We start from the raw sequence: 26,321 nt of genomic DNA, 5'->3' as shown, positions 1-26,321 counted from the left end.
GGTAGGCGGATCGGGTGCCGCGGACCGGCGCGGGCATGGTCCTTTGGGGGTGGAGCTGGTACAAAGCGTTCCCTGAGCCGAAAAGTATCATTACTGGGAGCTTGTCGTGTCAAACCTGCAGGGCACCCTTTTCGTGGTGGCGACACCCATCGGGAATCGTGGCGATATCAGCCAGCGCGCCCGCGAGGTGCTGGCCGGTGTGGCCGTGGTGGCGGCGGAGGACACCCGGCACACCGGTCAGTTGTTGGGTCATTACGGTATCCAGGCCCGCCTGGTGGCCGTGCACGAGCATAACGAGACCCGCCAGGTGCCCGGGTTGATCCAGCGGCTCCAGGGGGGCGAGGACGTCGCATTGGTCTCCGACGCCGGTACGCCGCTGGTGAGTGACCCCGGTTACCGGCTGGTCACGGCTTGTATCGACGCAGGGGTGCGGGTCAGCCCCGTACCCGGCCCCAGTGCCGTGATGGCAGCGTTGTCGGTGGCCGGGCTGCCCACCGATCGTTTCTGCTTCGAGGGGTTCCTGCCCGCCCGGCCGGGGCCGCGGCGCAAGGCCCTGGCGGCACTAGCCTCGGAGCCGCGTACGCTGGTGCTGTTGGAGGCCAGTCACAGGATCCTGGCCAGCCTCGGGGATATGGCAGAGGTCTTCGGCGGTGAGCGCCAGGCGGTGGTCGCCCGGGAATTGACCAAGACCTGGGAGACGGTGTTGCGCGGCCCGCTGGCAGCCCTGGTCCGGCAGGTGGAGGCGGACCCGGATCAGCGGCGCGGGGAGTTCGTGGTCATGCTGGCCGGTGCCCCCCCTGCGGTCAGTGACGACGCCGCCCTGCTGGCGGTGCTGGGCCCTCTGTTGGACGAGCTGCCGGTCAAGCGGGCGGCCAGGGTGGCGGCCAGGATCACCGGTGCCCCACGGAACCGGCTCTACCAGTTGGCGCTGGACCAGAAAGCCGCCGACGACGGCGCCTGATCTTGTCTGCGGGCGTTCCGGTGCCGCCGGGAACGCGGTACAATAGCGGCCGGAGTCGGCCGGACAGTCGCTGCCTTTTGGGTTTCAACGCCTGATCGGCGGAGGAAAGTCCGGGCTCCACAGGGCAGGGTGCCAGGTAACGCCTGGGGGGCGTGAGCCCACGGAAAGTGCCACAGAAAACAAACCGCCGATGGCCCTTCGGGGCACAGGTAAGGGTGAAAAGGTGCGGTAAGAGCGCACCGCGCGGCTGGCAACAGTTCGCGGCACGGTAAACCCCACCCGGAGCAAGACCAAATAGGGGAGCAATGGCGTGGCCCGCGCTGCTCCCGGGTAGGTTGCTAGAGGCAGGTGGTGACACCTGTCCCAGAGGAATGGCTGTCCTCGACAGAACCCGGCTTACAGGCCGACTCCACCCTTCTTTTTTCCGGGAAACTCCCCTTTCATTTTGGAAAGATTCCCGCTTATCAGCTGGTTAGGCGGTGATAGTTGGTGTGTTTTCTAATGCCTTCCTTGCAACCGGCTGATTAGTTTCCGGAAAACGATTACCCCCTTCCTGACCCTGTTATCCCACTTTGCTGTTCGTTCGTAACTGTCTGTTGCAAAAGGGATATTTCGCATCCTTTTGCCTTGACACCGGTTGATGGCGGTACCTATAGTGTCGAATTGTGGGCCGGGGTGGCAGAAAGTGGCAGAAAAAGGGATCCAGGGGGCGTAAAGAAAGCCGTGTTCAGGGGGGTCACACATCTCAATCTCGACGCCAAAGGGCGCATGGCGTTCCCGAGCCGTTATCGGGACCGCCTGATGGGCCTTTGCGAAGGCGAGGTGGTGGCTACCATCGACTACGAGTCCCCCTGCCTCATGCTGTATCCGCTTCCTGAGTGGGAGGTTCTGGAGCAGCAACTGGTCAAGCTGCCCACGCTCAATCCCCAGGCCCGGCGCCTGCAGCGCCTGCTGATCGGGCACGCCCACGATCTGCAGCTGGACGGCAGCGGCCGGGTGCTGCTGCCACAGCCGCTGCGGGACTACGCCGATCTGAACAAGAAGATCGTGCTGGTGGGCCAGGTCCACCGGTTCGAACTCTGGGACGCCGACGCCTGGGAGCAGGCGCGCACCGACTGGCTGCAGGAGGCCCGCGAGGAAGGCACCCCCGAGGAACTGGGGGGGTTGACGCTGTGAGTGGCGGGCCGGCAGCTGATGCGCACCGCCCGGTCCTGCTGGACGAGGCCCTGGAGGCCCTGGCAATCCGCCCGGATGGCCTCTACGTGGATGGCACGTTCGGTCGCGGCGGCCATGCCGCCCGCATCCTGGATCGGCTGGGAGCGGAAGGGCGGCTCTGGTTGGTGGACCGGGATCCGGATGCCATCGCCGTCGCCAGGGCGCAATTCGGCGGTGACCCCCGGTGCACCATCTGCCATTGCCGTTTCGACGAGTTGCCGGTGCGGCTGGAGCAGGCGGGGCTCATGGGACAGATCAACGGCCTGCTGCTGGACCTGGGCGTCTCATCGCCGCAGCTGGACGAGGCCGGGCGGGGCTTCAGTTTCATGCGCGAGGGCCCGCTGGACATGCGGATGGATACCAGCGCGGGTGAAACCGCGCGGGAGTGGCTGGCCCGGGTGGACGAAAAGACCCTGGCCGGCGTGCTCAAGACATACGGCGAGGAGCGCTACAGCCGGCGCATCGCCCGGGCCGTGATCCGGGCCCGTGACGAGGAGGCGCTGCCGGAGACCACCGGCGAGCTGGCGGCGCTGATCGCCGAGGCCGTGCCGGGGCGGCCGGAGCCGGGTAAGCACCCGGCCACCCGCAGCTTTCAGGCGCTGCGCATAGCCATTAACGGCGAACTGGAGGCGTTGGACGGTCTGCTGGACCGGGTTTGCGACCTGCTGGCGCCCGCGGGGCGGTTCGTGGCGATCAGCTTCCATTCGCTGGAGGACCGCCGGGTGAAACGCTACATCCGCAAGCACGCCACCGTGGGCGATCTGCCACCCAGTGTCCCGGTGGTGCCCGAGGCACTGCAGCCCCGGTTGCGCAGTGTCGGCAAGGCGGTGCGGGCCAGCGAAGCGGAGCGGTCCGAAAACCCCCGGGCGCGCAGCGCGGTAATGCGGGTAGCGGAGCGACGGGCATGACCCGCGGGGTCGAACTGCTGCTGTGCGCCCTGTTGCTGGCGGCCGTTATGGCCTCGGCGTTGGGGGTGGCCTGGAGCAAGCACCAGCACCGCAGCTTGTTCATGGAACTGCAGGGGCTGTCGGCAGAGGCCGATCACCTCAACGTCGAATGGGGCATGTTGCAACTGGAACAAGGCACCTGGGCCGGCCATGGCCGGGTGGAACGGGTGGGACAGGAGCGCCTGGACATGGTCATGCCCGGTCGGGAAGACACCATCATCATTCGCCCCTGAGGGGCAGGGAGTAGCACCATCGTGAACCGGCGAGCGCAAGAACACGCCCAGCCCGAGGTTGCCGTCTGGCGCCTGGGCGTGGTGGCGCTCGCCTTCGTGGTGCTGGTGGCGGCCCTCGCCTGGCGCACCGTGGAGCTCCAGGTGCTCGACCGGCAGTTCCTGCAGACCCAGGGGGAGGCGCGGCAGATGCGCACCCGCAGCATGCCTGCCCACCGCGGGGTTATCACGGACCGCCACGGCGAGCCGCTGGCCATCAGCTCCCCGGTGGACTCGGTCTGGGCGGATCCGGGCCAGTTGCGGGAACACCCGGAGGCGATCGGGCAACTGGCCGACATCCTGGGGCTGTCCCCGGTCGCACTCAGGCAGCGCCTGGAGGCGCGCCCCGGCAGTGAGTTTGCCTGGATTCGTCGCCACGTGACGCCGGACCTGGCCGAGGGGGTGCGTCAGGCGGGCCTGCCCGGCGTCGCCCTGCAGCAGGAGTACCGGCGCTTCTACCCCTCGGGCGAGGTCAGCGCCCACCTGCTGGGCTTCACCAACATCGACGATCAGGGGCAGGAGGGGCTGGAGCTCACCTACGACGCCTGGTTGCGGGGTGAGCCGGGCCGCAAGCGCGTCATCCAGGACCGGCTGGGCCGGGTGGTGGAGGATGTGGAACTGCTGCGCGAGCCCCGGGCCGGCCGTGACCTGGCGCTCAGCGTTGACCGTCGCCTCCAGTACCTGGCCTACCGCGAGCTCAAGCGCGCGGTCCGGGAGCACGAGGCGGTGAGCGGCTCGCTCGTGCTGCTGGACATCCAGTCGGGTGAGGTGCTGGCGATGGTCAACCAGCCGGGCTTCAACCCGCACCGCCGGCACGAGATCGGCAACGGGATCCAGCGCAACCGCGCCATCATCGACACCTACGAGCCCGGTTCGCTGATCAAACCGTTCACCGCCATGGCCGCCATGCAGGCCGGGGTCGCGCAGCCCGACACCTCGTTGGCTACCAGCCCCGGTACCCTGCGCGTGGGCCGGCATACCATCCGGGACATCCGCGATTACGGCGAGATCGACGTCACCACCATGTTGCAGAAGTCCAGCAACGTGGGCGCCGTGCGCCTGGCGCTGGACATGGACGAGGAAGCGCTCTGGGGGCTGCTGCTGCAGATGGGCTTCGGCAGCAGCACCTTCGTGGGCTTCCAGGGCGAGGCTACTGGCAGCGTCAGCAGCATCCCCCCGCGCGACGAGGTTCAGCAGGCCACCCTCTCCTTCGGCTACGGGCTGAGCGCTACCCCGCTGCAGATCGCCCGGGCCTACGCGACACTGGCCGCCGACGGTGTCCAGCGCCCGGTCACGCTGCTGAACCGCAACGGCCAGGCGCCGGACGAAGAGGAGCAGGTCCTGGAACCGCGGTTCGCGCGCCAGGTGCTCGAGATGCTCGAGACCGTGACCCTGCCCGGTGGCACCGGGACCCGCGCCGCCGTGCCCGGTTACCGGATCGCCGGCAAGACCGGTACCGTGCGAAAGGCCGGCGCCACCGGCTACGGGGAGGATGACGGCTATATCGCGATGTTCGCCGGAGTGGCACCGGTGAGTGCGCCGCGTCTGGCGATGGTGGTGCTGGTGGACGAGCCCAGCCGGGGCGGCTACTACGGCGGCCAGGTCGCTGCTCCCGTCTTCGGCCAGGTCATGGCCGGGGCCCTGCGACTGCTTAACATCGCGCCCGACGGCGAGGCCACGCCCGAGGGCATGATCGTCGCCGGCGGGGAGGCGCGGCCATGACCCGGCTCAAGGCGCTGCTGCAACCCTGGCTGCCCCTGTCCGACGGCGATGACCGCCCGGTCAGCGGGCTGGCAGTGGACAGCCGGGACATCGAGCCCGGCTTCGTCTTTGTGGCACTCCGGGGTACCCGCCACCACGGGCTGGACTACCTCCGGGGTGCGCTGGAGGCCGGCGCGCGGGCCGTGCTCTGGGAGCCGGCCGACGACGCCGCCCCCACCGAGGCCGACAAGGCCCTGGCGGAGCAGGCCGGCGCACCCCTGGTGCAGGTGCCGGACCTTGCCCGCCGCCTGGGACATATCGCCGCCCGGTTCTACGACGAGCCCGCTACCCGGCTGCGCATGGTAGGTGTCACCGGCACGGACGGGAAGACCTCGGTGAGCCAGTTCCTGGCCCAGGTGCTGGACGGTAAGAGCAACCGCTGCGCGGTGATCGGCACCCTAGGCAGCGGTTACCCCGATGACCTGCACCCCGGCAGTCACACCACCCCCGACGCGGTCAGCCTGCAGCGCACCCTGGCCCGCTTGCGGGACGAGGGCGCGGGCCAGGTGGCCATGGAGGTCTCCTCGCACGCCCTGGACCAGTACCGGGTCGCGGGCATCCCCTTCCACACGGCGGTGCTTACCAACCTGGGTCGCGATCACCTGGACTACCACGGCGACTTGCGCAGTTACGCGCGGGCCAAGTCGCGGCTGTTCGGGGTGCCGGACCTGCGCTACGCGGTGCTCAACCTGGACGACGCCTTCGGTCAGCGGGTCTACCGGGCCCTGCCGGCGCACGTACGGCCGCTGGGCTACAGTCTGGCCGGCCACGAGCAGGCGCAGGTGCTGGGCAGCCAGCTGGATCTCCAGCCCGATGGCATCCACATGACCGTGCGCACCGACTGGGGCGACGAGGCCGTGCGGGTACCGCTGCTGGGTGCCTTCAACGCGGCCAACGTGCTGGCGGTCATCGGGGCGGCCCTGACCATGGGCATGAAGATGCCGGAGATCGCCCAACGGTTGCGTCACCTGCACCCGGTGCCGGGCCGGATGGAGCGTTTCGCCCGCAAGGGCCGGGCCACGGTGATCGTTGACTACGCCCACACCCCGGCCGCCCTGCGCGGGGCGCTGGAGGCCGTGCGCGCCCACTTCCCGGGCGCGGTCTGGCTGGTGTTCGGCTGCGGCGGCGACCGGGACCGGGGCAAGCGGCCGCTGATGGGCGAGGCGGCGGCGGAGCTGGCCGACCACGTGGTCCTGACCGACGACAACCCGCGCCTCGAGGACCCGGCGCAGATCATCGCGGATATCCGCCAGGGCGGCGTCGGGCGGGGCTGGAAGGTTCAGCGGGACCGGGAGCAGGCGATCCGGCATGCCATCGGCCGGGCCGCCGAAGGCGACGTGGTCCTGGTGGCCGGCAAGGGGCACGAGACGGTGCAACAGATTGCCGGGCGCACGCTGCCGTTCAGTGACCGCGTGGCCGTCCGCCTGGCGATGGACGAGGAGGGGGCATGAGCCGATTCACCCTGCAGGACGTGGCCGAATGGACCGGAGGCACCCGCCACGGCGACGCCGTCACGGTGGGCGAAGTCGGGCTGGACAGCCGCAGCCTGTCAGCCGGTGGCCTGTTCGTGGCCATGATCGGGACGCGGGTGGATGGCCACGAATTCGTGGCGGACGCCGCGGCCCGCGGGGCGGCGGCCGCGCTGGTGGAGCGGGCCGGTGACTGGCCCCTCCCCGTGGTCCAGGTGGCCGACAGCCGGGCCGCGCTGCAGCGCTTGGGCCGGGCCTGGCGCCGCCGGATGCCGGCGCGGGTGGTGGGTATCACCGGCAGCAACGGCAAGACCACGGTCAAGGAGATGGTCGCAGCCATCCTGGCCCGGCGGGGCGCCACCCTGGCCACCCGGGGGAACCTGAACAACGAACTCGGGGTCCCTCTGACGTTGCTGCGTCTCGATCGCGGCCACCGCTTCGCCGTGGTGGAGATGGGGGCGAGTGCGCCGGGCGAGATCGCCGAACTGGCCGCGTTGGCCGAGCCGGAGATCGGGGTCGTGACCAATGCCGGTCCCGCCCACCTGGAGGGTTTCGGTGACCTGGACGGGGTGGCGCGCAGCAAAGGCGAATTGTTTGCCGGGCTACCGGCCGACGGCATTGCGGTGGTCAACGCGGACGACCCCAGGGCGGGGATATGGCGCGACCTGGTGGGTGAGCGCCGCTGCCTGAAGTTCGGGCGCGGCGCCGATGCCGATGTGCTTGCCCTGGGTGAGACCGGTCGCGGCCACTTCGAACTGCAGGTGCCCGGGGGCCGCCATCCCGTGCGCCTGCCGCTGCCCGGCGGCCACAACGTGATGAATGCGCTGGCCGCCGCTGCCGTGGCGGTGGCCTTGGAGGTTCCGTTGGGCGACATCGTGGCCGGGCTGGAGGCCTGCACCGGTGTCGCCGGGCGGCTGCAGTGGCGCACCGGGCGGGAGGATTGCCGGGTGCTGGACGACACGTACAACGCCAACCCTGCCTCGCTGCAGGCGGCGCTGGACGTTCTCGCTGCCGAACACGGCGAGCGCTGGCTGGTGCTGGGCGATATGGGCGAGCTGGGCGCTGGCGCGGCCGAGATGCACGCCCGCGCCGGCGAGGCCGCCCGGGCCGCCGGGGTGCACCGGGTGTTTACCCTGGGCAGCCTGGCGGAGGAGGCCACCCGCAGCTTCGGTGACGGGGGCCGGCATTTCGAGGATGCGGACAGTCTGCAGGCCGCCCTGTGCGCCGACCTGTCCGCCGAGGTGCGCGTGCTCGTGAAGGGCTCGCGTTTCATGGATATGGATCGCATTGTCGCCGCACTGGCCGGCGACGATGAGCAAGCGGGGGAAAGCTGAGTGCTGTATCACCTGGCCATGGCGCTGGAAGGCGTTTATTCCGGTTTCAACGTCTTCCAGTATCTGACATTCCGCACCATCCTGGGCGTGCTGACCGCGCTCGGGATTGCGCTGCTGGTGGGGCCGGCCGTCATCCAGCGCCTGGTCGAGCACCAGATCGGCCAGCAGGTGCGCGACGACGGGCCCCAGAGCCACCTCTCCAAGGCGGGCACTCCCACCATGGGCGGCGCGCTGATCCTGGTGGCCATCGCCGTGGCCACCCTGCTGTGGTCGGACCTGACCAACCGGTACGTCTGGGTGGTGCTGCTCACCACCCTGGCCTTCGGTCTCATCGGTGGCGTGGACGACTACCGCAAGCTGGCCCTGGGCAACAGCAAGGGGTTGTCGGCCCGGGCGAAGTTCTTCTGGCAGACGGTGGTGGCGCTGATCGCCGCGGTCTTCCTGTTTACCACCGCCCAATCGCCGGTGGAGACCAGTCTGATCCTGCCCCTGTTCAAGGACGTGGTGCTGCCGCTCGGGCTGCTCTTCATCCCGCTGGTGTGGCTGGTGGTGGTGGGCTCGTCCAACGCGGTGAACCTCACCGACGGCCTCGACGGCCTGGCCATCCTGCCCTCGGTGCTGGTGGCCGGCGGGCTGGCGGTCTTCGCCTACGCCACCGGGCACGCGGTGTTCGCCGACTACCTGGGTATCCCCTTCGTGGCGGGGGCCGGCGAGGTGGTGGTCTTCTGCGGGGCGCTGATCGGCGCCGGCCTCGGCTTTCTCTGGTTCAACACCTACCCGGCGCAGGTGTTTATGGGCGACGTGGGCGCCCTGGCCCTGGGCGCGGCGCTGGGCATCCTGGCGGTGGTGGTGCGGCAGGAGCTGGTGCTGCTGATCATGGGCGGGGTGTTCGTCATCGAGACCCTGTCGGTGATGCTGCAGGTGGCCTCCTACAAGCTCACCGGGCGGCGCATCTTCCGCATGGCGCCGCTGCACCACCACTTCGAACTCAAGGGCTGGCCCGAACCCCGGGTCATCGTGCGTTTCTGGATCATCACCGTGGTGCTGGTGCTGGTCGGTCTGGCGATGTTGAAGGTGCGCTGATCATGCAGACGGCGGAACGGCAAACGGGCTACAGCGTGGTGGTGGGGCTCGGCCTCACCGGGCTGGCCTGTGCCCGTTTCCTGGCCCGGCGTGGTGTGTCCGTGCAGGTCATCGACAGCCGGGCCGAGCCGCCGGAGTACGCCGCGCTGCAGCGCGAATGCCCCGACGTGCCGGTGCACACCGGCGGCTTCGATGCCGGGCTGCTCCGGGGCGCGCGCGAGGTGGTGGTCAGCCCGGGTGTGAGCCTGCGGACCCCGGCGTTGGCAGAGGCTGCCGACGCGGGAGTGCCGCTAATCAGCGAGATCGAACTCTTTGCCCGCCACGCCGCGGCCCCGGTGGTGGCGATCACCGGCTCCAACGGCAAGAGCACCGTGACCACGCTGGTCGGTCTAATGGCCGAGGCCGCGGGCCGGAACGTCGCGGTGGGCGGCAACCTGGGCACCCCGGCGCTGGCCCTGCTGGACGCGGATACTACGCCGGACGCCTACATCCTGGAGTTGTCCTCCTTCCAGCTGGAGACGACCCACAGTCTGGCCCCGCAGGTGGCCACGGTGCTCAATATCAGCGCCGATCACATGGACCGCCACGGCAGCCTGGCTGCCTACGCCGAGGCCAAGGCGCGGGTGTTCCATGGCGATGGGGTGCAGGTACTCAACCTGGACGACCCGGTGGTGGCGGCGATGGCGCGCCCGGGGCGGCCGGTGTTGGGCTTCAGCCTGGCGCAGTGCCCGGAGCAGGGCGCCGGGGTGGCCGAGCACGACGGCACCCAGTGGCTGGTGCTGAACGGCGAGCCGGTGATGCCTGCGGCGGCTTTGCGCCTACCGGGGCAGCACAATCGGGCCAATGCGCTGGCCGCGCTTTGCCTGGGCTACGGGCTGGGACTGCCGGTGGCCGCCATGGCCGAGGCGCTGCGCCGCTTCCCGGGACTGCCCCACCGCACCGAGTGGGTGGCCGAGCACGCCGGGGTGCGTTGGTACAACGACTCCAAGGGCACCAATGTCGGCGCCGCCGTCGCCGCGGTCCGCGGCCTGGACGGCCCGGTGGTGCTGATCGCCGGCGGTGAGGGCAAGGGCGCGGACTTCCAGCCGCTCGCCGATGCCCTGGCCGACAAGGGGCGCGCAGCCGTGCTCATCGGCCGGGATGCCCCGCTGCTGGCGGGGGCGCTGGAAGGCGCACTCCCGGTGGAGCGGGCCGCGGACATGACCGATGCGGTAAGGCGCGCCGCCCGTCTGGCGCAGGCCGGCGACGCGGTGTTGCTCTCCCCGGCCTGCGCCAGCTTCGACATGTTCCAGGGGTTCGCCCACCGGGGCGAGGTCTTCCGCGCCGCCGTGCAGGAGGTGGCCCATGGCTGAGCTCCTGCAACGCGTCCGCCTTGACTGGGGGCAGACCGGCAGCCTGCGCTGGGCCCTGCTGGACTGGCACCTGCTGTTCGCGGTGCTGGCTGTGGCCGGCCTCGGCCTGGTGATGGTGGGCTCCGCCTCGGTGTCCATCGCCGAGGGGGTCACCGGCAACCCGTTCTTTTACCTCAACCGGCAGGCCGCCTTCATGGCCGTGGCGTTGCTGGCGGGTGTGGTGGTCCTGCATGTCTCTCTGGACCAGTTTTACCGCGCCGGGCCGGTGTTGCTGGTGCTCGGCTTCCTGCTGCTGGTGGCGGTGCTGATCCCGGGTGTCGGCCGTGAGGTGAACGGCGCTACCCGCTGGATTCCGCTGGGGGTGATCAACCTGCAGGTGGCGGAGGTGGCCCGGATCTGTTTCATCATCTACCTGGCCGGCTACTGCGTGCGGCGCTACGCGGAACTGCCCAACACCAACGGCGCCTTCGCCATCCCGCTGGCCGTCTTCTCGTTCGCTGCCTTCCTCCTGCTGGCCCAGCCCGATTTCGGCACCGCGCTGGTGCTCATGGTGACGGCGCTGGCCGTGCTCTTCCTGGCGGGCGCCTCCCTCTGGCGGATCGCCGTGCTGGGGCTGATGCTGGCCGGTGCCGCATGGCTGCTGATCGTCGGCTCGCCCTATCGTTGGCAACGGTTGACTACCTTCACCGACCCGTGGGCGGATCCCTTCAACGCCGGCTTCCAGCTCACCCAGTCGCTGATCGCCATCGGTCGCGGGGAGTGGTTTGGCGTAGGGCTGGGGAGCAGCGTGCAGAAGCTCTTTTACCTCCCCGAGGCCCACACCGACTTCCTGTTCGCGGTGCTGGCCGAGGAGCTGGGCCTGCTGGGGGTGGTCGCCGTGGTGGCCCTGTTCGCCTACATCGTCTGGCGCGGGCTGCACATCGGCCTGGCCAGCCTCCGCGCGGGCCGGCCTTTCGGTGGCTACCTGGCCTGGGGCCTGACCATCAGCATCGGCCTGCAGGCCTTTATCAACATGGCGGTGACCATGGGGCTGCTGCCCACCAAGGGGCTGACGTTGCCGCTGATGAGTTACGGGGGCAGCAGCCTGATCATGACCTGTATCGCGCTGGCGCTGATCCTGCGGGTGGACTACGAGTGCCGCCTGGCCGCCCTGAACCCGCCCCGGCCGCGCAAGCGTCCCTCAGGGAGGGCCCGCCCATGACCGCACCCGTCCTGATCATGGCCGGTGGCACCGGTGGCCACGTCTTCCCCGCGCTGGCGGTGGCCGAACGGCTGCGCGAGCAGGGTGTGCCGGTGGTGTGGCTGGGCACCCGACAAGGCCTGGAGGCCCGCGTGGTACCCGAGGTGGACATCCCCATCGAGTGGCTCCGGGTCCGCGGGCTGCGGGGCAATGGCCTGCGCGGCTGGTTGGCGGCCCCTTTCGTGTTGCTGCGGGCCCTGGGGCAGGCGTTGTCGGTGCTTCGCCGGCACAAGCCGCGGGCGGTACTCGGCATGGGGGGCTACGCTGCCGGCCCGGGGGCGGTGGCCGCCTGGCTCACTCGTCGGCCGCTGATCATCCACGAGCAGAATGCCGTGGCCGGCCTGACCAACCGACTGCTCGGCCGCTTGGCGCGGCGGGTGCTCACCGGTTTCCCGGGGCTTCTCCCGGAGCGGGGCGGCGAGCACGTAGGCAATCCGGTGCGCGCGGCGATCAGCCGGGTGCCGGGGCCGGCCGAGCGCGGCTTGGGTGAGCGCCGGCCCCTGCGCCTGATGGTGGTGGGGGGCAGCCTGGGGGCGTTGGCGTTGAACAGCACGGTACCGGCCGCGCTGGCACGGCTGGCACCGGAGGAGCGGCCCGAGGTCCGGCACCAGGCCGGTGAGCGCACGCTGCAGCAGGCGCGCGAGGCCTATGACCAGGCCGGGGTGACGGTCGACCTGCTGCCGTTCATCGACGACATGGCGGCGGCCTGGGCCTGGGCGGACCTGGTGATCTGCCGGGCCGGGGCCCTGACCGTGGCCGAGCTGGAGGCGGTGGGGGTGCCCGCCATCCTGGTCCCGCTCCCCGGGGCGGTGGACGACCACCAGACCGCCAATGCGCGCCAGTTCGTGGAGGCGGGCGCCGGCGTCCTGCTGCCGCAGCAGGCGCTCAGCGCCCAGCGCCTGGCGCTGGAACTCAAGACCCTGTTGGCCGACCCGCAACGCCTGCAGCGCATGGCCGCATGCGCGCGCGAGCTGGGGCGGCCGGACGCCGCGGCCACCGTGGCGCGGATCTGCCTGGAGGAGGCCCGATGAGCAACGGTGACATGAGCCCGGCCCACACCCGCCCGGACGCCTTTGGCCGTGTCCGCCAGCTGCACTTCGTCGGTATCGGCGGTGCGGGCATGGGCGGTATTGCCGAGGTATTGCACAACCTGGGCTTCACCGTGACCGGCTCCGACCTCAAGGAGAACGCCATCACCCGGCGGTTGAGCGGGCTGGGCGTGCAGGTGGTCTTCGGCCACGAAGCCGGGCACGTGGCGGGTGCCGACGCGGTGGTGGTCTCCAGCGCGGTGAAGGAGGACAACCCCGAGGTGCAGGCCGCCCGCGAACACCGCATCCCGGTGGTGCGCCGGGCCGAGATGCTCGCGGAGCTGATGCGCTTTCGCTACGGCATCGCCGTGGCCGGCACCCACGGCAAGACCACGACCACCAGCCTGGTGGCCAGCGTGCTGGCCGAGGGCGAGCTGGACCCCACCTACGTGATCGGCGGCCGGCTCAACAGCTCCGCCAGCCACGCCCGCCTGGGCAGTGGTCGCTACCTGGTGGCCGAGGCGGACGAGAGCGACGCGTCCTTCCTGCACCTGAAGCCGATGATGGCGGTGGTCACCAACATCGACGCCGATCACCTGGAGACCTACGGCGGCGATTTCGACCAGCTGCGCCACACCTTTGATGAGTTCCTGCACCACCTGCCCTTCTACGGGCTGGCGGTGCTCTGCCACGACGACCCGGTGCTGCGCGACCTGGGCCCGGAGATCGCACGCCAGGTGCGCAGCTACGGCTTTGCCGAAGACGCCGACTTGCGCGCCGTGGATATCCAGCAGCAGGGTCGGCGCACGAGCTTTACCGTGGTGGACGGCGACGAGACCTTCCCGGTGGAGGTGAACCTGCCCGGACGGCACAACGTGCAGAACGCCCTGGCCGCCATTGCCGTGGCCCGGGAGCTGCACGTGGACGTGCCGGCCATCCAGCGCGCGCTGAAGCGCTTCCAGGGCATCGGTCGCCGCTTCCAGGACCACGGCACGCTGCAGTTCGGCGACGCCCGCGTGAACCTGGTGGACGACTACGGCCACCACCCCCGCGAGATCGCCGCCACGCTCAAGGCGGTGCGCGATGGCTGGCCGGGCCGGCGGGTACTGGTGGTCTTCCAGCCCCACCGCTACAGCCGCACCCGCGACCTGTTCGAGGACTTCGCACGGGTGCTGGCCGAGGCCGACGCTCTGGTGGTCACGGAGGTCTTCGCCGCCGGTGAGGCCCCGGTGGCCGGGGCCACCGGCCGCAGCCTGTGCGCGGCAATCCGCGCCCGCGGCCAGGTCAACCCGGTGTTTGTCGAGACCCTGGACGAACTGGAGACCCTGCTGCCGAGGGTGGCGCAGGACGGGGACCTGGTGCTGACCCTGGGTGCCGGCAGTATTGGCGGCGCGGCCGCGGAGCTGGCCCGCCGCCACGGCGTGGAGGATGCCGAATGATGGCCGCCGAACGCCGCATACAGCCGGGTGAACTGCGCCACTGGGAGCCCATGGCGCGCTACACCTCGTGGCGAGCGGGTGGGCCGGCGGAGCGGCTCTACCGCCCGGCCGGTCGCGACGACCTGGTGGCCTTCCTGCAGCGCCTGCCGGAGGACGAGCCGCTCTTCTGGTGCGGGCTGGGCAGCAATCTGCTGGTGCGCGAGGGCGGCCTGCGCGGGACGGTCATCCTCACCCAGGGCGGGTTGGACACCCTGCGGGTCGATGGCGAGCAGGTGTATGCAGAGGCGGGCGTGGCCTGCGGGCGGCTCTCCCGCTACTGCATCCGGCAGGGTCTGGCCGGGGCGGAGTTCTTCGCCGGTATCCCCGGAACGCTGGGCGGTGCGCTGGCCATGAATGCCGGCGCCTTCGGCGGCGAGACCTGGTCGCGCGTGCGCCGGGTGGAGACGGTGGACCGGCGCGGCACCCTGCGCCGGCGCGGGCCGGAGGATTACCAGGTGGGCTACCGGCACGTTATCGGGCCCGAGGGCGAGTGGTTCATCGCCGCGTTGCTGGATCTGGCACCCGGCGACGCCGTGGCGATGAAAGCGCGGGTCAAGGCGCTGTTGAGCCAACGCAACCGCACCCAGCCTATCGGCGAACCCAGCTGCGGGTCGGTGTTCCGCAACCCGCCCGGCGATCATGCGGCCCGGCTGATCGAGGCCGCCGGGCTCAAGGGGCGGCGTTGCGGCGGGGCGCAGGTCTCGGAGCGCCACGCCAACTTCATCATCAACACCGGCGGGGCGCGCCCCGCCGATATCGAGGCACTGATCGACCAGGTGCAAGCCGAGGTCGCCCGCCAGCACGGGGTGACGCTGGTGCCCGAGGTGCACGTGGTCGGGGAGAGGCAGTCATGAGCAGCGAACAGGCGGCGGCAATGGGCCGGGTGGCGGTACTGATGGGGGGCGATTCCGCCGAGCGCGAGATCTCCCTGATCAGTGGCCGGGCGGTGTTCGAGGCGCTGCAGCGGCGCGGCGTGGATGCCGTCGCCGTGGACACCGCGGAGGTGCCGCTCTCGGACCTGGCCGGGTTCGACCGCGCCTTCATCGCGCTGCACGGGCGCGGCGGCGAGGACGGGGTTATCCAGGGGGCGCTGGAGGCGCTGGGCGTGCCCTACACCGGCAGTGGCGTGCTCGGTTGCGCCATCGGCATGGACAAGTGGCGCACCAAGCTGCTCTGGCGCGGGGCCGACCTGCCGGTGCCGCCGGGGGCGCTGCTGCGGCCGGAGACCAACCAGCAGGCGCTGGTGGGCAGTGTCGGCCTGCCGCTGATGATCAAGCCCGCCCACGAGGGCTCCAGCATCGGTATGGCCCGGGTGGAGCGGCTGGAGGACCTGGAGACCGCCCGCGCCGAGGCCGCCCGCTTCGACGACCTGGTGCTGGCAGAGCGCTGGATCGACGGCCAGGAGTACACCGTGGCGATCCTCGGTGAAGAGGCACTGCCCGCGATCCGGTTGGAGACGCCGCGCGGCTTCTACGACTTCGAGGCCAAGTACCGCAGCGGCGACACCTGCTACCACTGCCCGGCCGGCCTGGACGAGGCCGAGGAGCAGCAGATCCGGCAGCTGGCGCTGGACGCCTTCCGGGTGGCGGGGGCCAGTGGCTGGGGCCGGGTGGACCTGATGCGGGACCGGCAGGGCCGTTTCTGGCTGCTGGAGATCAACACTATCCCCGGCATGACTGACCACTCGCTGGTGCCCATGGGCGCGAAGGCGGTAGGGATCGATTTCGACGAGCTCTGCTGGCGGATCCTGCTGGACAGCCGCCGGCGGGAGGTGGTGCGGCCATGATGCACCCGGCCACAGCACCCCGCTACCCGGCCACAGGGGGCGCCCCGCGCCAACGCGGCAGCGCCGTGTTGGGGTGGGCGGCCGGCGCGGCGGCGCTGCTGTTGGCCCTGGCCGGTGGCAGTGCGGCCCTGGAACAACTGCGCAGCGGCGACTGGTTCCCGTTGCAGACGGTGCGGCTGGACAGCGCGGTGCAGTACTTGGACCCGGCCGACCTGGAGGAGGCGCTGGATCCGTTCCTGGACCGCGGCATGTTCGGGCTGGACGTCACCGGCATGCGCCGCGCCGCCGAGCAACTGCCTTGGGTGGCGAGCGCCTCCGTGCGGCGGGTGTGGCCGGACACGGTGGAACTGAGCATCCGCGAGCAGGCGCCGCTCGCCCGCTGGGGTGACTCGGCACTGATCAACCGGCAGGCGGAGGTGTTCCGGCCCCATCCGGACAGCTTCCCGGGCGACCTGCCCCGGCTGGTGGGCGTGTCCGGCCACGAGGAGGAACTGGTGGCCGGCTACCGGCAACTGGCCCGCCGATTCGCCTCGGTCGGTTTCGAGCTGGCCGTACTGGAGCGGGATGCGCGCGGTGCGTGGCGGGCGGAGCTGCTGCCCGAGGGTGATGACGAGGGCGAGCGATCCGTCCACCTGGAAATGGGCCGGGACCAGCTGGAGGCGCGGGTAGCCCGCTTCCTGGAGGCCTGGCCGCTGATCGCGCGCGAGCAGTCGCGCGAATTGGCCAGTGCCGACCTGCGTTACCCGAACGGTTTCGCGCTGGGCTGGCGGGACGCCGACACGGCAACCGAATAGAGCGACAGACAGGGAACTGACACGGCATGACGAAAAAGTCCGAGCGCAAGATGCTGGTAGGGCTGGATATCGGGACCTCCAAGGTGGTCGCCATCGTGGGCGAGGCCGGGGAGGACGGTGAGATCGAGGTGGTGGGCATCGGCTCCCATCCCTCCACCGGCCTCAAGAAGGGGGTGGTGGTGAATATCGAGTCCACCGTCCAGTCGGTGCAGCGCGCCGTGGAAGAGGCCGAGCTGATGGCCGGCTGCGAGATCCACTCGGTCTACGTGGGCATCTCCGGCAGCCACATCAAGAGCATGAACTCCCACGGCATGGTGGCCATCAAGGACCGGGAGGTGACCCAGAGCGACCTGGACCGGGTGTTGGACGGCGCCCGTGCGGTGGCCATCCCGGCGGACCAGCGCATCCTGCACGTGCTGCCGCAGGAGTTCGTCATCGACAACCAGGAGGGCATCCGCGACCCGCTGGGCATGTCGGGCGTGCGGCTGGAGGCGCGGGTGCACATGGTCACCGGCGCGGTCTCCGCCGCCGAAAACATCACCAAGTGCGTCCGTCGCTGCAACCTCGACGTGGACGACGTGGTGCTCCAGCAACTGGCCTCGGCCCAGGCGGTGCTTACCGAGGATGAGCGCGAGCTGGGGGTCTGCCTGGTGGATATCGGCGGCGGTACCACCGACATCGCCGTGTTCACCGGCGGTGCCATCCGGCACACGGCGGTAATCCCCATCGCCGGCCACCAGGTGACCAACGACATCGCCGTGGCCCTGCGGACGCCGACGCAGCACGCCGAGGAGATCAAGGTGAAGTACGCCTGCGCCCTGTCGCAGCTGGCCAACCCGGAGGAGAGCATCGAGGTGCCCTCCGTGGGTGACCGGCCGCCCCGGCGACTCTCCCGGCAGTCCCTGGCGGCGGTGGTGGAGCCCCGCTACGAGGAGTTGCTCGGGCTGGTGCAGGCGGAACTGCGGCGCAGTGGTTTCGAGGACCTGATCCCTGCGGGCGTGGTGCTCACCGGGGGCAGTTCCAAGATGGAGGGCGTGGTGGACCTGGCCGAGGAGGTCTTCCATCTGCCCGTTCGCGCGGCCAGTCCCACCCGGGTTACCGGGCTGTCGGACGTGGTGCGCAACCCCATTTATTCCACCGGCGTGGGGTTGCTGGTCTACGGCGCCCGCCACGAGGGCAAGCCGGTGCTCGCTGATCTGAGTGAGGAGGGCGGTATGCGCGCACTGTGGGCACGTATGAAGAGCTGGTTCCAGGGCAATTTCTGATTTCAGGGTGAAACCGGGCCGGCAGCGGTCCGGGCAAGACACGGGTTTCTGCAATTTTCAGTTTTCGGACCAAAACGGTCTCAGGAGGATAGCGCCATGTTTGAACTGATGGACAACGTCAACCAGAACGCGGTGATCAAAGTGGTCGGTGTCGGTGGTGGCGGCGGTAACGCCGTCCAGCACATGGTGGCGGCCGACATCGAGGGCGTGGAATTCATCTGCGCCAACACGGACGCCCAGGCACTGCAGAACGTGGCCGCGCGGACCACGCTGCAGCTCGGCTCGGACATCACCAAGGGGCTGGGTGCCGGCGCCAACCCGGGCGTGGGGCGTGAGGCGGCCATTGAGGACCGCGAACGCATCATGGAAGCGCTCGAGGGGGCCGACATGGTCTTCATTACCGCCGGCATGGGCGGGGGCACCGGCACCGGGGGCGCCCCGGTGGTCGCGGAGATCGCCCGGGAGATGGGCATTCTCACCGTGGCGGTGGTCACCAAGCCCTTCCCGTTCGAGGGCGGCAAGCGCATGCGTGTGGCCGAGGAGGGCATCAAGGAGCTCGGTGGACACGTGGACTCGCTGATCACCATCCCCAACGAGAAGCTGATCAGCGTGTTGGGCAACAACATGACCCTGCTGGACGCCTTCAAGGCGGCCAACGACGTGCTGCTGGGTGCGGTGAAGGGTATTGCCGAGCTGATCACCCGCCCGGGCCTGATCAACGTCGACTTTGCGGACGTGCGCACCGTGATGTCCGAGATGGGCATGGCGGTGATGGGCACCGGTTCCGCCTCCGGCGAGGGGCGTGCCCGCGAAGCCTCCGAGCGTGCCATCGCCTGCCCGCTGCTGGAGGACGTCAACCTGGCCGGCGCCAACGGCATCCTGGTCAACGTCACCGCCGGGCTGGACCTGGGCATCAACGAGTTCAACGAGGTGGGTAATGCCGTCCGTGAGTTCGCCTCCGATGACGCCACCGTGGTTGTGGGCACGGTCATCGATCCGGAACTGGAGAACGAACTGCATGTCACAGTAGTGGCTACCGGCCTGGGGGCTTTTCAGGAGCAGCGCAAACCGGACCTGAAGCCGGTCCGCAAGGCCAGCGGCGACGTGGACTACGGGGAGCTGGACCGCCCCACCGTGATCCGGAAGAAGGCGGCCAATGACCGGCCCGGCGCTGAGAGCGAGGGTGACATGGAGTACCTGGACATCCCGGCCTTCCTGCGGCGTCAGGCGGATTGACCGCCTGACGCCGGGGAACCGGCCTGACCAGGGACTCCGAAGCCGCTATGTTGCGCTGCACTATACAAGGTGCGGCGGATTACAGTAGAATGACGTCGCTCGTTGTCGTCACCGGGGCGGTGTTGTGCCCGGAACCGGCAGCGACCGAAACAAGAACCTGGAGTTGGCCGTAAAATGATCCGTCAGCGCACATTAAAGAACAGCATCCGCGCCACCGGCGTGGGCCTGCACACCGGCGAGAAGGTGTACCTCACGCTCCGTCCGGCGCCGGCCAACACGGGTATCGTCTTCCGGCGGGTGGACCTGGATCCGGTGGTGGATATCCCCGGGCACGCCCTGAACGTGGGTGATACCCGTCTCTCCACCTGTCTGTGCAAGGACGACGTACGGGTCTACACCGTCGAGCACCTGCTGTCCGCCATGGCGGGGCTGGGCATCGACAACGCGGTCGTCGAGGTCAGCGCCCCCGAGGTGCCGATCATGGACGGCAGTTCCGGGCCCTTCGTGTTCCTGATCCGATCCGCGGGCATGGAGGAGCAGAACGCCCTCAAGAAGTTCATCCGTATCCGCAAGCCCATCCGGGTGGAGGAGGATGACAAGTGGGCCGCCTTTGAGCCGTTCAACGGCTTCAAGGTCGGTTACACCATGCACTTCGATCACCCGGTGTTCTCCGAGCAGAACGGCTTCTCCGAGCTGGACTTTTCCAGCACCTCTTTCGTCAAGGAGGTCAGCCGGGCGCGGACCTTCGGCTTCATGCGCGACATCGAGATGCTGCGGGCGAACCGGTTGGCGCTGGGCGGCAGCCTGGACAACGCCATCCTGGTGGATGACTACCGCATCCTCAACGAGGACGGGCTGCGCTACCAGGACGAGTTCATCAAGCACAAGATTCTCGATGCCATCGGCGACCTGTACCTGTTGGGCCACAGCCTGATCGGCAGTTTCAAGGGGCACAAGTCCGGGCACTCGCTCAACAACAAGCTGCTGCGGGCGCTGATCGCCCAGGAGGACGCCTGGGAGGAGGTAACCTTCGACCAGTCCTCCGACTCGCCCATCGCCTACGACCGGCCCGGGCTGGCCATCGCCAGCTGATCCCCGGTGGTCCGGCATCGCGCCGGCCACCCTCCGGTCCCGATCCAGCGCCCGGCATCGCCGGGCGCTGTTCGTTCAGCCCCGCCCCAGCAACTCCCCCAAGTACCGGCCCGTCTCGGTCGCGCTCGCCGCCACCTGCTCCGGCGCCCCGCAGGCAACGATTCGGCCTCCGGCATCGCCCCCCTCGGGGCCGATGTCCACCACCCAGTCCGCCTCGGCGATCAGGTCCAGGTTGTGTTCGATGACTACCACGGTGTGGCCGGCGTCCACCAGCCGTTGCAGGGCCTCGATGAGCCGTTCCACGTCGGCCATGTGCAGGCCCACGGTGGGTTCGTCCAGCACGTAGAGGGTGTGTGGGGTGCGCTGGGCGCGCAGGTCGGGGCGCGCCTTGGCCAGTTCGGTGACCAGCTTGATGCGCTGGGCCTCGCCGCCGGATAGCGTGGGACTGGGCTGGCCGAGGGTGAGGTAGCCAAGCCCCACGGCGTTGAGCAGGGTCAGGGGGTGGTGGATGCGGGGCTGGGCGGCGAAGAACGCCTCCGCCTCCTCGACGCTCATGTTCAGCACATCGCCGATGTGCCGGCCCTTCCACTCCACGGCCAGGGTCTCGCGGGTGAACCGCAGCCCGTGGCAGGTCTCGCAGGGGACGGCCACGTCGGGAAGAAAGTTCATCTCCACCCGGCGCACGCCCTGACCGTCGCAGTCCGGGCAGCGGCCGTCCTTGGTGTTGAAGGAGAAGCGGCCCGGGCCGTAGCCGCGCAGACTCGCCTCCTGGGTGCCGGCGTAGAGCTTGCGGATGTCGTCCCAGAAGCCGATATAGGTGGCGGGGCAGGAGCGCGGGGTTTTGCCGATGGGGGTTTGGTCTACCTCCAGCACCCGGTCGATGGTCTGCCAACCCTCCAGCCCGCTGCAGTGGGGCAGGTCCGGCGCGGTGTCCTGGCGGCGGTGAGCCAACTGCCGTTTCAGCGCGGGCTTGAGCACGCCGCGGATCAGGGAGGATTTGCCGGACCCGGAGACGCCGGTGACCACCACCAGGCGGCCCAGGGGCAGGTGCAGGTCCTCGCCCTTGAGGTTGTGCAGGGTGGGTGAGCGCAGGGCGAGGGTGGCGTGTGGGGCCTCCGGGGCGTTCCCGGGTGGTGGCGGCACGGCTGCGCCGGGGGCGTCCGGCAACTGCACGGGGCGCCGTTCGCCCAGGAGCGGGTGGGGCAGGGGCTGGCGCAGGTAACGGCCGGTAATGGAGCTGGGATGGTCCAGCAATTCGTCGACGGTGCCGGCGGCAACGACGCGCCCGCCGTTGATGCCGGCGCCGGGGCCCAGGTCGATGACGTGTTCGGCGCGGCGGATGGTGTCTTCGTCGTGTTCGACGACGACGATGGTGTTGCCCTTGCCTTCGAGGCGGCCGAGGACGTCCAGCAGCAGGCGGTTGTCCCGGGGGTGGAGGCCGATGGTGGGTTCGTCCATGACGTAGCAGACGCCCTGCAGGTTGGAGCCCAGTTGGGCGGCCAGGCGGATGCGCTGGGCTTCGCCGCCAGAGAGGGTGGGGGCGGCGCGGTCGAGGCTCAGGTAGCCGAGGCCCACGTCTTCCAGAAAGCGCAGCCGGTTGTGGATCTCCGGGAGGACGTCGCGGGCGATGGTGGCCTCGCGGTGGGTGAGGGCCATAAGCCCTTGAGCGCCATGATCCGGTGCTTCGGGTTTCGGTGGGTCGGCTTCCAGTGGGTTATCGGTGAGTTGCCGGCTGGCCATCAGGTCTGCGAACCAGGCCCGGGCCTCGTGAACGGTGAGGGCGGAGAGCCCGGGCAGGGTGCGGTCCTGGAAGGTGACGGCGCGGGCCTCGGCGTTGAGGCGGGCGCCGTCGCAGGTGGGGCAGGGGACGGGGAGGGCGTCTTCGTCGCTCTCTGTCTCCCGCCAGTGGTGTTCCTTGCCGGTATCCTCGTCACTGAAGCCCTCCAGCACTTCGCCGGTGCCGTAACAGGTGTGGCACCAGCCGTGGGGGCTGTTGTAGGAGAAAAGGCGCGGGTCCGGTTCGTCGAAGCTGCGCTGGCAGCTCGGACAGGCGCGCTCGGTGGAGAGGGTGGTCAGGGCGCCGTCGGGGGTGCGGATGCGCAGTACGCCCTTGCCGTGTTCCAGGGCCAGCTCGATGGCCCGGCGCAGGGGCTGGGCATTTTCCGGTTCAATGCGCAGGTCCGCCACGGGCAGGTCGATGTCGTGTTCCCGGTAGCGATCCAGTTTGGGCCAGTCCGCGGTGGGCAAAAAGGCGCCGTCCACGTGCAGGCTGGCGTAGCCCTTGCCCGCGGCCCAGCGGGCCAGCTCTTTGTAGATACCCTTGCGCCCGCTGACCATGGGGGCCAGCAGGTGCAGGGTTTCGCCCCGGTGCTCGCGCAGCAGTTGGGCGTGGATGGCCTCGGCGGTCTGGGCCTGGATCGGTACCCGGCAGGCGGGGCAGTGCCAGGTGCCCAGGCGGACGTAGAGCAGGCGCAGGAAGTGGTGTACTTCGGTCAGCGTGGCGACGGTGCTCTTGCGCCCGCCCCGGCTGGTGCGCTGTTCGATGGCCACCGTGGGCGGGATGCCCTCGACGCTGTCCACGTCGGGGCGTGCCGCCGGTTGCACGAACTGGCGGGCGTAGGCGTTGAGCGATTCCAGGTAGCGGCGTTGGCCCTCGTTGAAGAGGATGTCGAAGGCCACGGTGGACTTCCCGGAGCCGGACAGGCCGGTGATGACGGTGAGCCGGTTGCGGGGGATACGGATGTCCACGCCCTTCAGGTTGTGTTCCCGCGCATGGTGGATATCGATGTACTGCTGTGCCCCCGATCCGGGTGTGTCCCCGGTCTGCCCGGTCGAAGCCCCGATGGCTTCTGTCGCTGCGCCAGGGGAGGCGCCCGCACCGGTCCGCAGCCGCGCCAGTTCCCGGACGTAGTCGGCCAGTGCCCGCCCGGTATGGGACACCTCCGCCCGCTCCATGACCTGCCGCGGCGTGCCGGTGCAGAGCAGTCGGCCCCCCTGGTCGCCCCCTTCCGGCCCCAGGTCGATGAGCCAGTCCGCCGCCAGCATCACGTCCAGGTTATGTTCGATGACCAGCAGGGCGTGGCCCTCGTCCTGTAGCCGGCGGAAGGCACTCAGGAGCACCGCCACGTCCTGAAAGTGCAGCCCGGTGGTGGGTTCATCGAAGAGGAACAGGAGGCGCTGGCGCTGCTTGCGCCGGCCGCTGGTCTTGGCCAGGTGGCCGGCCAGCTTCAGGCGCTGGGCCTCGCCGCCGGAGAGGGTGGGTACCGGTTGGCCCAGTTTGAGGTAGCCGAGCCCCACCGCCTGCAGGGGTTCGAGGCTCTTCAGTACCGCCGGGGTTTCGCGGAAGAATTCGGCGGCCTGGTCCACGGTCAGGTCGAGGACCTCCGCGATGTTCTTGGGGCCATCGGCGGTGGTACCCAGGTCGGCGCCGGGGTCGGGCAGGCGCTGGATCTCCAGGATCTCCGGGCGGTAGCGGCGGCCGTCGCAGTCGGCACAGCGCAGGTACACGTCGGAGAGGAATTGCATCTCCACGTGCTCGAAGCCGTTGCCGCCGCAGGTGGGGCAGCGGCCCTTGCCGGAGTTGAAGCTGAACACACCGGGGGTGTATTTGCGCTCCTTGGCCAGCGGTTCGGCGGCGTAGGCCTTGCGGATCGGCTCGAAGGCGCCGGTGTAGCTGGCGGGGTTGGAGCGGGTGGTCTTGCCGATGGGGGACTGGTCCACCAGCACCACGTCGTCGATGTGTTCGTCGCCGGTGAGGGCCTCGAAGGCGCCGGACGGGTCGCCGGGGTGGCCTTTGCAGCGGGACAGCTCGTTGTAGAGTATGTCGCGCATGAGGGTGGATTTGCCGGAGCCGGAGACGCCGGTGAGGCAGACCAGGCCCGGATGGACGGGGATGTCCACGGTCAGGGCTTTCAGGTTGTGTTCGGTGGCGCCCTGGATGGTGATTCTTGGGGTTTCCGGATCCATGCGGCCACCCTGCGGGCCTTCTCCGTCCTGCGTCCGCGCTCCACTACGAACCCGGCCGCCAACACCTCCAGACCCTTCATGGTCCGAGGTGCTGCCCTCCACCCGCGCTCCGCTACGGTTCCGCCCGGAACACGCACCAGACCCGTCGGCGTCCGCGTGCTCGGCTCCGCCTGTAAGCACGCCCTCGACCACCCGTTTCCTTCCGGTGAGGTAGTCCGCGGTGAGGGAGTCTTCAGTGCGCAGCAGTTCGGCCGGGGTGCCGTTGAAGATGACCTGGCCGCCGCGCTCGCCCGGGCCGGGGCCGATGTCGATGATGCGGTCGGCGGCCTGCATGACGGCCGGGTCGTGCTCCACGACGAGCAGGGAGTTGCCGGCGTCACGCAGCCGGTGCATCACCGTAACGATGCGGTCGATGTCCCGGGGGTGGAGGCCGATGGAGGGCTCGTCCAGCACGAAAAGGGTATTGACCAGGGCGGTGCCCAGGGCGGTGGTGAGGTTGATGCGCTGGACTTCGCCGCCGGAGAGGGTGCGGGACTGGCGGTCCAGGGTGAGATAACCCAGGCCGACGGTGTTGAGGTAGGCGAGCCGGTTGTGGATGCCCTCCAGCAGGATCTCCGCCGCCTCGTCCAGGGGAGCGGGCAAATGGATTTGCTCGAAGAATCGGGCGCAGCGGTCCAACGGCAGGGTCAGCAGGTCGTGCAGGTGCAGCCCGGGCAGGCCGTGGAAGGCGTGCTCGGGCAGGGTGGCGCCGTGGGGCCGCTGCCGGGCGGCGCGGTCGATGACGGCGTCGCTGTCCTCGTGGCTGCCGATGCGCCAGAGCAGGGCGGCGGGCTTGAGGCGGGCGCCGTGGCAATCCGGGCAGGGGTCGTAGCTGCGGTAGCGGCTCAGCAGCACCCGCACGTGCATCTTGTAGCTCTTGCGCTCCAGGTAGTTGAAGTAGCCGTCGATGCCGTACCACTTGCGACCGTTGAACTTGCCTTCCCCCTCGATGATCCACCGCCGGTCGTCCTCGGGCAGGTCCCGGAAGGGGATGTCGGTGGCCACGCCCCGGCGACGGGCGTGGAAGAGCAGGTCGTCCTGGCACTCGGCGGAGCGGCCGGACTGGAAGGGCTTGATGGCGCCCTGTTCCAGGCTGAGGGATTCGTCCGGGATCACCAGCCGGTAGTCGATGCCCATGACCCGGCCAAAGCCCCGGCAGGTCTCGCAGGCGCCCACGGGGGAGTTGAAGGAGAAGAGGCCGGGGGTGGGTTCCTCGTAGTGGATGTCGCAGTCGGCGCAGTGGAGGTCGGCGGAGTAGCGCAGGGGCTCGCCGGGCTCGCGCTGCTCGTCGAGCAGGCGCACCTGGACGTGGCCCTGACCCAGTTTCAGGCCCGACTCCAGCGCCTCCACCAGCCGGTCGCGGCGGTCGTCGACCAGGCGGATGCGGTCGGTGACCACCTCCAGGTGGGTCCTGGTCTCGGCGTGGATGCGGGTGAAGCCCTGGCCGGTCAGCAGCTCACGCAGGGTCGCGGCGCTGGATTTCTTCGGGATGGCCACCCGGGCGGTGACCATGGCCCGCTCTCCGCCGTGGCTGGCCAGCAGGCGGGCGGCCACGCCTTCGGGCGTGTCCCGCTGGACCCGCTTGCCGCAGCCGCCGCAGTAGAGTTGCGCGGTGCGGGCGAAGAGCAGTTTCAGGTGGTCGTTCAGCTCCGTCATGGTGCCCACGGTGGAGCGGGAGGTGCGCACCGGGTTGGTCTGGTCGATGGCGATGGCGGGCAGCACGCCGTCGATGCGGTCCACCGCCGGGCGGTCCATGCGGTCCAGGAACTGCCGCGCGTAGGGGGAGAAGGTCTCCACGTAGCGCCGCTGGCCTTCGGCGTAGACGGTATCGAAGGCCAGCGAGGACTTGCCGGAGCCGGAGACCCCGGTGACCACCACCAACTCGCCCAGGGGGATGTCCAGGTCGAACCCGCGCAGGTTGTTCTGGCGGGCACCCCGTACCCGGATGCGGTCGCGCGACATTTCGTACCTCCAGCGCCAATGGACAGGGCAGTATACTGCCAGCG

The 26,321-nt window shown here is 69.7% G+C and carries 19 protein-coding genes and 1 other RNA gene; 19 read left to right on the top strand and 1 reads right to left on the bottom strand.

Annotated elements, in window-relative coordinates; translation table 11 throughout:
• Positions 1–106 precede the first annotated feature (106 nt).
• The 19 genes from rsmI to lpxC all read left to right on the top strand — a co-directional run bounded on the left by rsmI (position 107) and on the right by lpxC (position 20,310).
• A complete protein-coding gene (rsmI, locus tag DFR31_RS12785; RefSeq protein ID WP_121443075.1) occupies positions 107–961 on the top strand; it encodes a 16S rRNA (cytidine(1402)-2'-O)-methyltransferase in 855 nt (284 codons plus the stop codon).
• Between the two features lie 51 nt (positions 962–1,012).
• Positions 1,013–1,376: RNase P RNA component class A (rnpB, locus tag DFR31_RS12780), an RNA gene on the top strand.
• Positions 1,377–1,684: 308 nt separating this feature from the next.
• Positions 1,685–2,137: a division/cell wall cluster transcriptional repressor MraZ gene (gene mraZ, locus DFR31_RS12775; RefSeq protein ID WP_121443074.1), complete on the top strand. Its 453-nt coding sequence runs from the start codon at positions 1,685–1,687 to the stop codon at positions 2,135–2,137.
• Positions 2,134–3,084, top strand: coding sequence for a 16S rRNA (cytosine(1402)-N(4))-methyltransferase RsmH (gene rsmH / locus DFR31_RS12770; RefSeq protein WP_121443073.1), 951 nt, complete (start codon positions 2,134–2,136; stop codon positions 3,082–3,084). The genes mraZ and rsmH overlap by 4 nt, the downstream gene beginning before the upstream one ends.
• A complete protein-coding gene (ftsL, locus tag DFR31_RS12765; protein ID WP_121443072.1) occupies positions 3,081–3,356 on the top strand; it encodes a cell division protein FtsL in 276 nt (91 codons plus the stop codon). The genes rsmH and ftsL overlap by 4 nt, the downstream gene beginning before the upstream one ends.
• A gap of 21 nt (positions 3,357–3,377) precedes the next feature.
• Positions 3,378–5,114 (top strand): peptidoglycan D,D-transpeptidase FtsI family protein, encoded by a 1,737-nt coding sequence (locus DFR31_RS12760; protein WP_121443071.1) that lies wholly within the window; start codon positions 3,378–3,380, stop codon positions 5,112–5,114.
• On the top strand, positions 5,111–6,604 hold the full coding sequence (locus DFR31_RS12755; RefSeq protein WP_121443070.1) for a UDP-N-acetylmuramoyl-L-alanyl-D-glutamate--2,6-diaminopimelate ligase: 1,494 nt from the start codon (positions 5,111–5,113) through the stop codon (positions 6,602–6,604). The genes DFR31_RS12760 and DFR31_RS12755 overlap by 4 nt, the downstream gene beginning before the upstream one ends.
• Positions 6,601–7,956 carry a UDP-N-acetylmuramoyl-tripeptide--D-alanyl-D-alanine ligase gene (locus DFR31_RS12750; protein ID WP_121443069.1) on the top strand — a complete coding sequence of 452 codons (1,356 nt, stop codon included), beginning with the start codon at positions 6,601–6,603 and terminating at the stop codon, positions 7,954–7,956. The genes DFR31_RS12755 and DFR31_RS12750 overlap by 4 nt, the downstream gene beginning before the upstream one ends.
• A gap of 18 nt (positions 7,957–7,974) precedes the next feature.
• Positions 7,975–9,039 carry a phospho-N-acetylmuramoyl-pentapeptide-transferase gene (gene mraY, locus DFR31_RS12745; protein WP_121443105.1) on the top strand — a complete coding sequence of 355 codons (1,065 nt, stop codon included), beginning with the start codon at positions 7,975–7,977 and terminating at the stop codon, positions 9,037–9,039.
• Between the two features lie 2 nt (positions 9,040–9,041).
• Complete coding sequence (murD, locus tag DFR31_RS12740) at positions 9,042–10,391, top strand: UDP-N-acetylmuramoyl-L-alanine--D-glutamate ligase (RefSeq protein WP_121443068.1); 1,350 nt, start codon at positions 9,042–9,044, stop codon at positions 10,389–10,391.
• Positions 10,384–11,592 carry a putative lipid II flippase FtsW gene (gene ftsW / locus DFR31_RS12735; protein ID WP_121443067.1) on the top strand — a complete coding sequence of 403 codons (1,209 nt, stop codon included), beginning with the start codon at positions 10,384–10,386 and terminating at the stop codon, positions 11,590–11,592. Before murD ends, ftsW begins: the two co-directional genes overlap by 8 nt.
• Positions 11,589–12,662: an undecaprenyldiphospho-muramoylpentapeptide beta-N-acetylglucosaminyltransferase gene (gene murG, locus DFR31_RS12730; RefSeq protein WP_121443066.1), complete on the top strand. Its 1,074-nt coding sequence runs from the start codon at positions 11,589–11,591 to the stop codon at positions 12,660–12,662. The genes ftsW and murG overlap by 4 nt, the downstream gene beginning before the upstream one ends.
• Positions 12,659–14,098: a UDP-N-acetylmuramate--L-alanine ligase gene (gene murC / locus DFR31_RS12725; RefSeq protein ID WP_211328311.1), complete on the top strand. Its 1,440-nt coding sequence runs from the start codon at positions 12,659–12,661 to the stop codon at positions 14,096–14,098. Before murG ends, murC begins: the two co-directional genes overlap by 4 nt.
• The gene (gene murB / locus DFR31_RS12720) at positions 14,095–14,991 is read left to right on the top strand and encodes a UDP-N-acetylmuramate dehydrogenase (RefSeq protein ID WP_121443065.1); all 897 of its coding nucleotides are present in this window, start codon (positions 14,095–14,097) and stop codon (positions 14,989–14,991) included. The genes murC and murB overlap by 4 nt, the downstream gene beginning before the upstream one ends.
• Positions 14,988–15,923 (top strand): D-alanine--D-alanine ligase, encoded by a 936-nt coding sequence (locus DFR31_RS12715; protein WP_121443064.1) that lies wholly within the window; start codon positions 14,988–14,990, stop codon positions 15,921–15,923. Before murB ends, DFR31_RS12715 begins: the two co-directional genes overlap by 4 nt.
• Complete coding sequence (locus DFR31_RS12710) at positions 15,920–16,717, top strand: cell division protein FtsQ/DivIB (RefSeq protein WP_121443063.1); 798 nt, start codon at positions 15,920–15,922, stop codon at positions 16,715–16,717. Before DFR31_RS12715 ends, DFR31_RS12710 begins: the two co-directional genes overlap by 4 nt.
• A 26-nt stretch (positions 16,718–16,743) precedes the next feature.
• Complete coding sequence (ftsA, locus tag DFR31_RS12705) at positions 16,744–17,982, top strand: cell division protein FtsA (RefSeq protein ID WP_121443062.1); 1,239 nt, start codon at positions 16,744–16,746, stop codon at positions 17,980–17,982.
• A 96-nt stretch (positions 17,983–18,078) separates the two neighbouring features.
• On the top strand, positions 18,079–19,218 hold the full coding sequence (ftsZ, locus tag DFR31_RS12700; protein WP_121443061.1) for a cell division protein FtsZ: 1,140 nt from the start codon (positions 18,079–18,081) through the stop codon (positions 19,216–19,218).
• Between the two features lie 174 nt (positions 19,219–19,392).
• Positions 19,393–20,310 (top strand): UDP-3-O-acyl-N-acetylglucosamine deacetylase, encoded by a 918-nt coding sequence (gene lpxC, locus DFR31_RS12695; RefSeq protein ID WP_121443060.1) that lies wholly within the window; start codon positions 19,393–19,395, stop codon positions 20,308–20,310.
• Positions 20,311–20,385: 75 nt separating this feature from the next.
• Here the strand turns inward: lpxC and DFR31_RS12690 are convergent, their stop codons facing one another.
• The gene (locus DFR31_RS12690; protein ID WP_121443059.1) at positions 20,386–26,277 is read right to left on the bottom strand and encodes an excinuclease ABC subunit UvrA; all 5,892 of its coding nucleotides are present in this window, start codon (positions 26,275–26,277) and stop codon (positions 20,386–20,388) included.
• Between the last annotated feature and the right edge of the window lie 44 nt (positions 26,278–26,321).

This window comes from Alkalispirillum mobile, from assembly GCF_003664325.1.
GTDB lineage: Bacteria > Pseudomonadota > Gammaproteobacteria > Nitrococcales > Halorhodospiraceae > Alkalilimnicola > Alkalilimnicola mobilis.
This window is presented reverse-complemented; position numbering and strand designations above follow the sequence as displayed.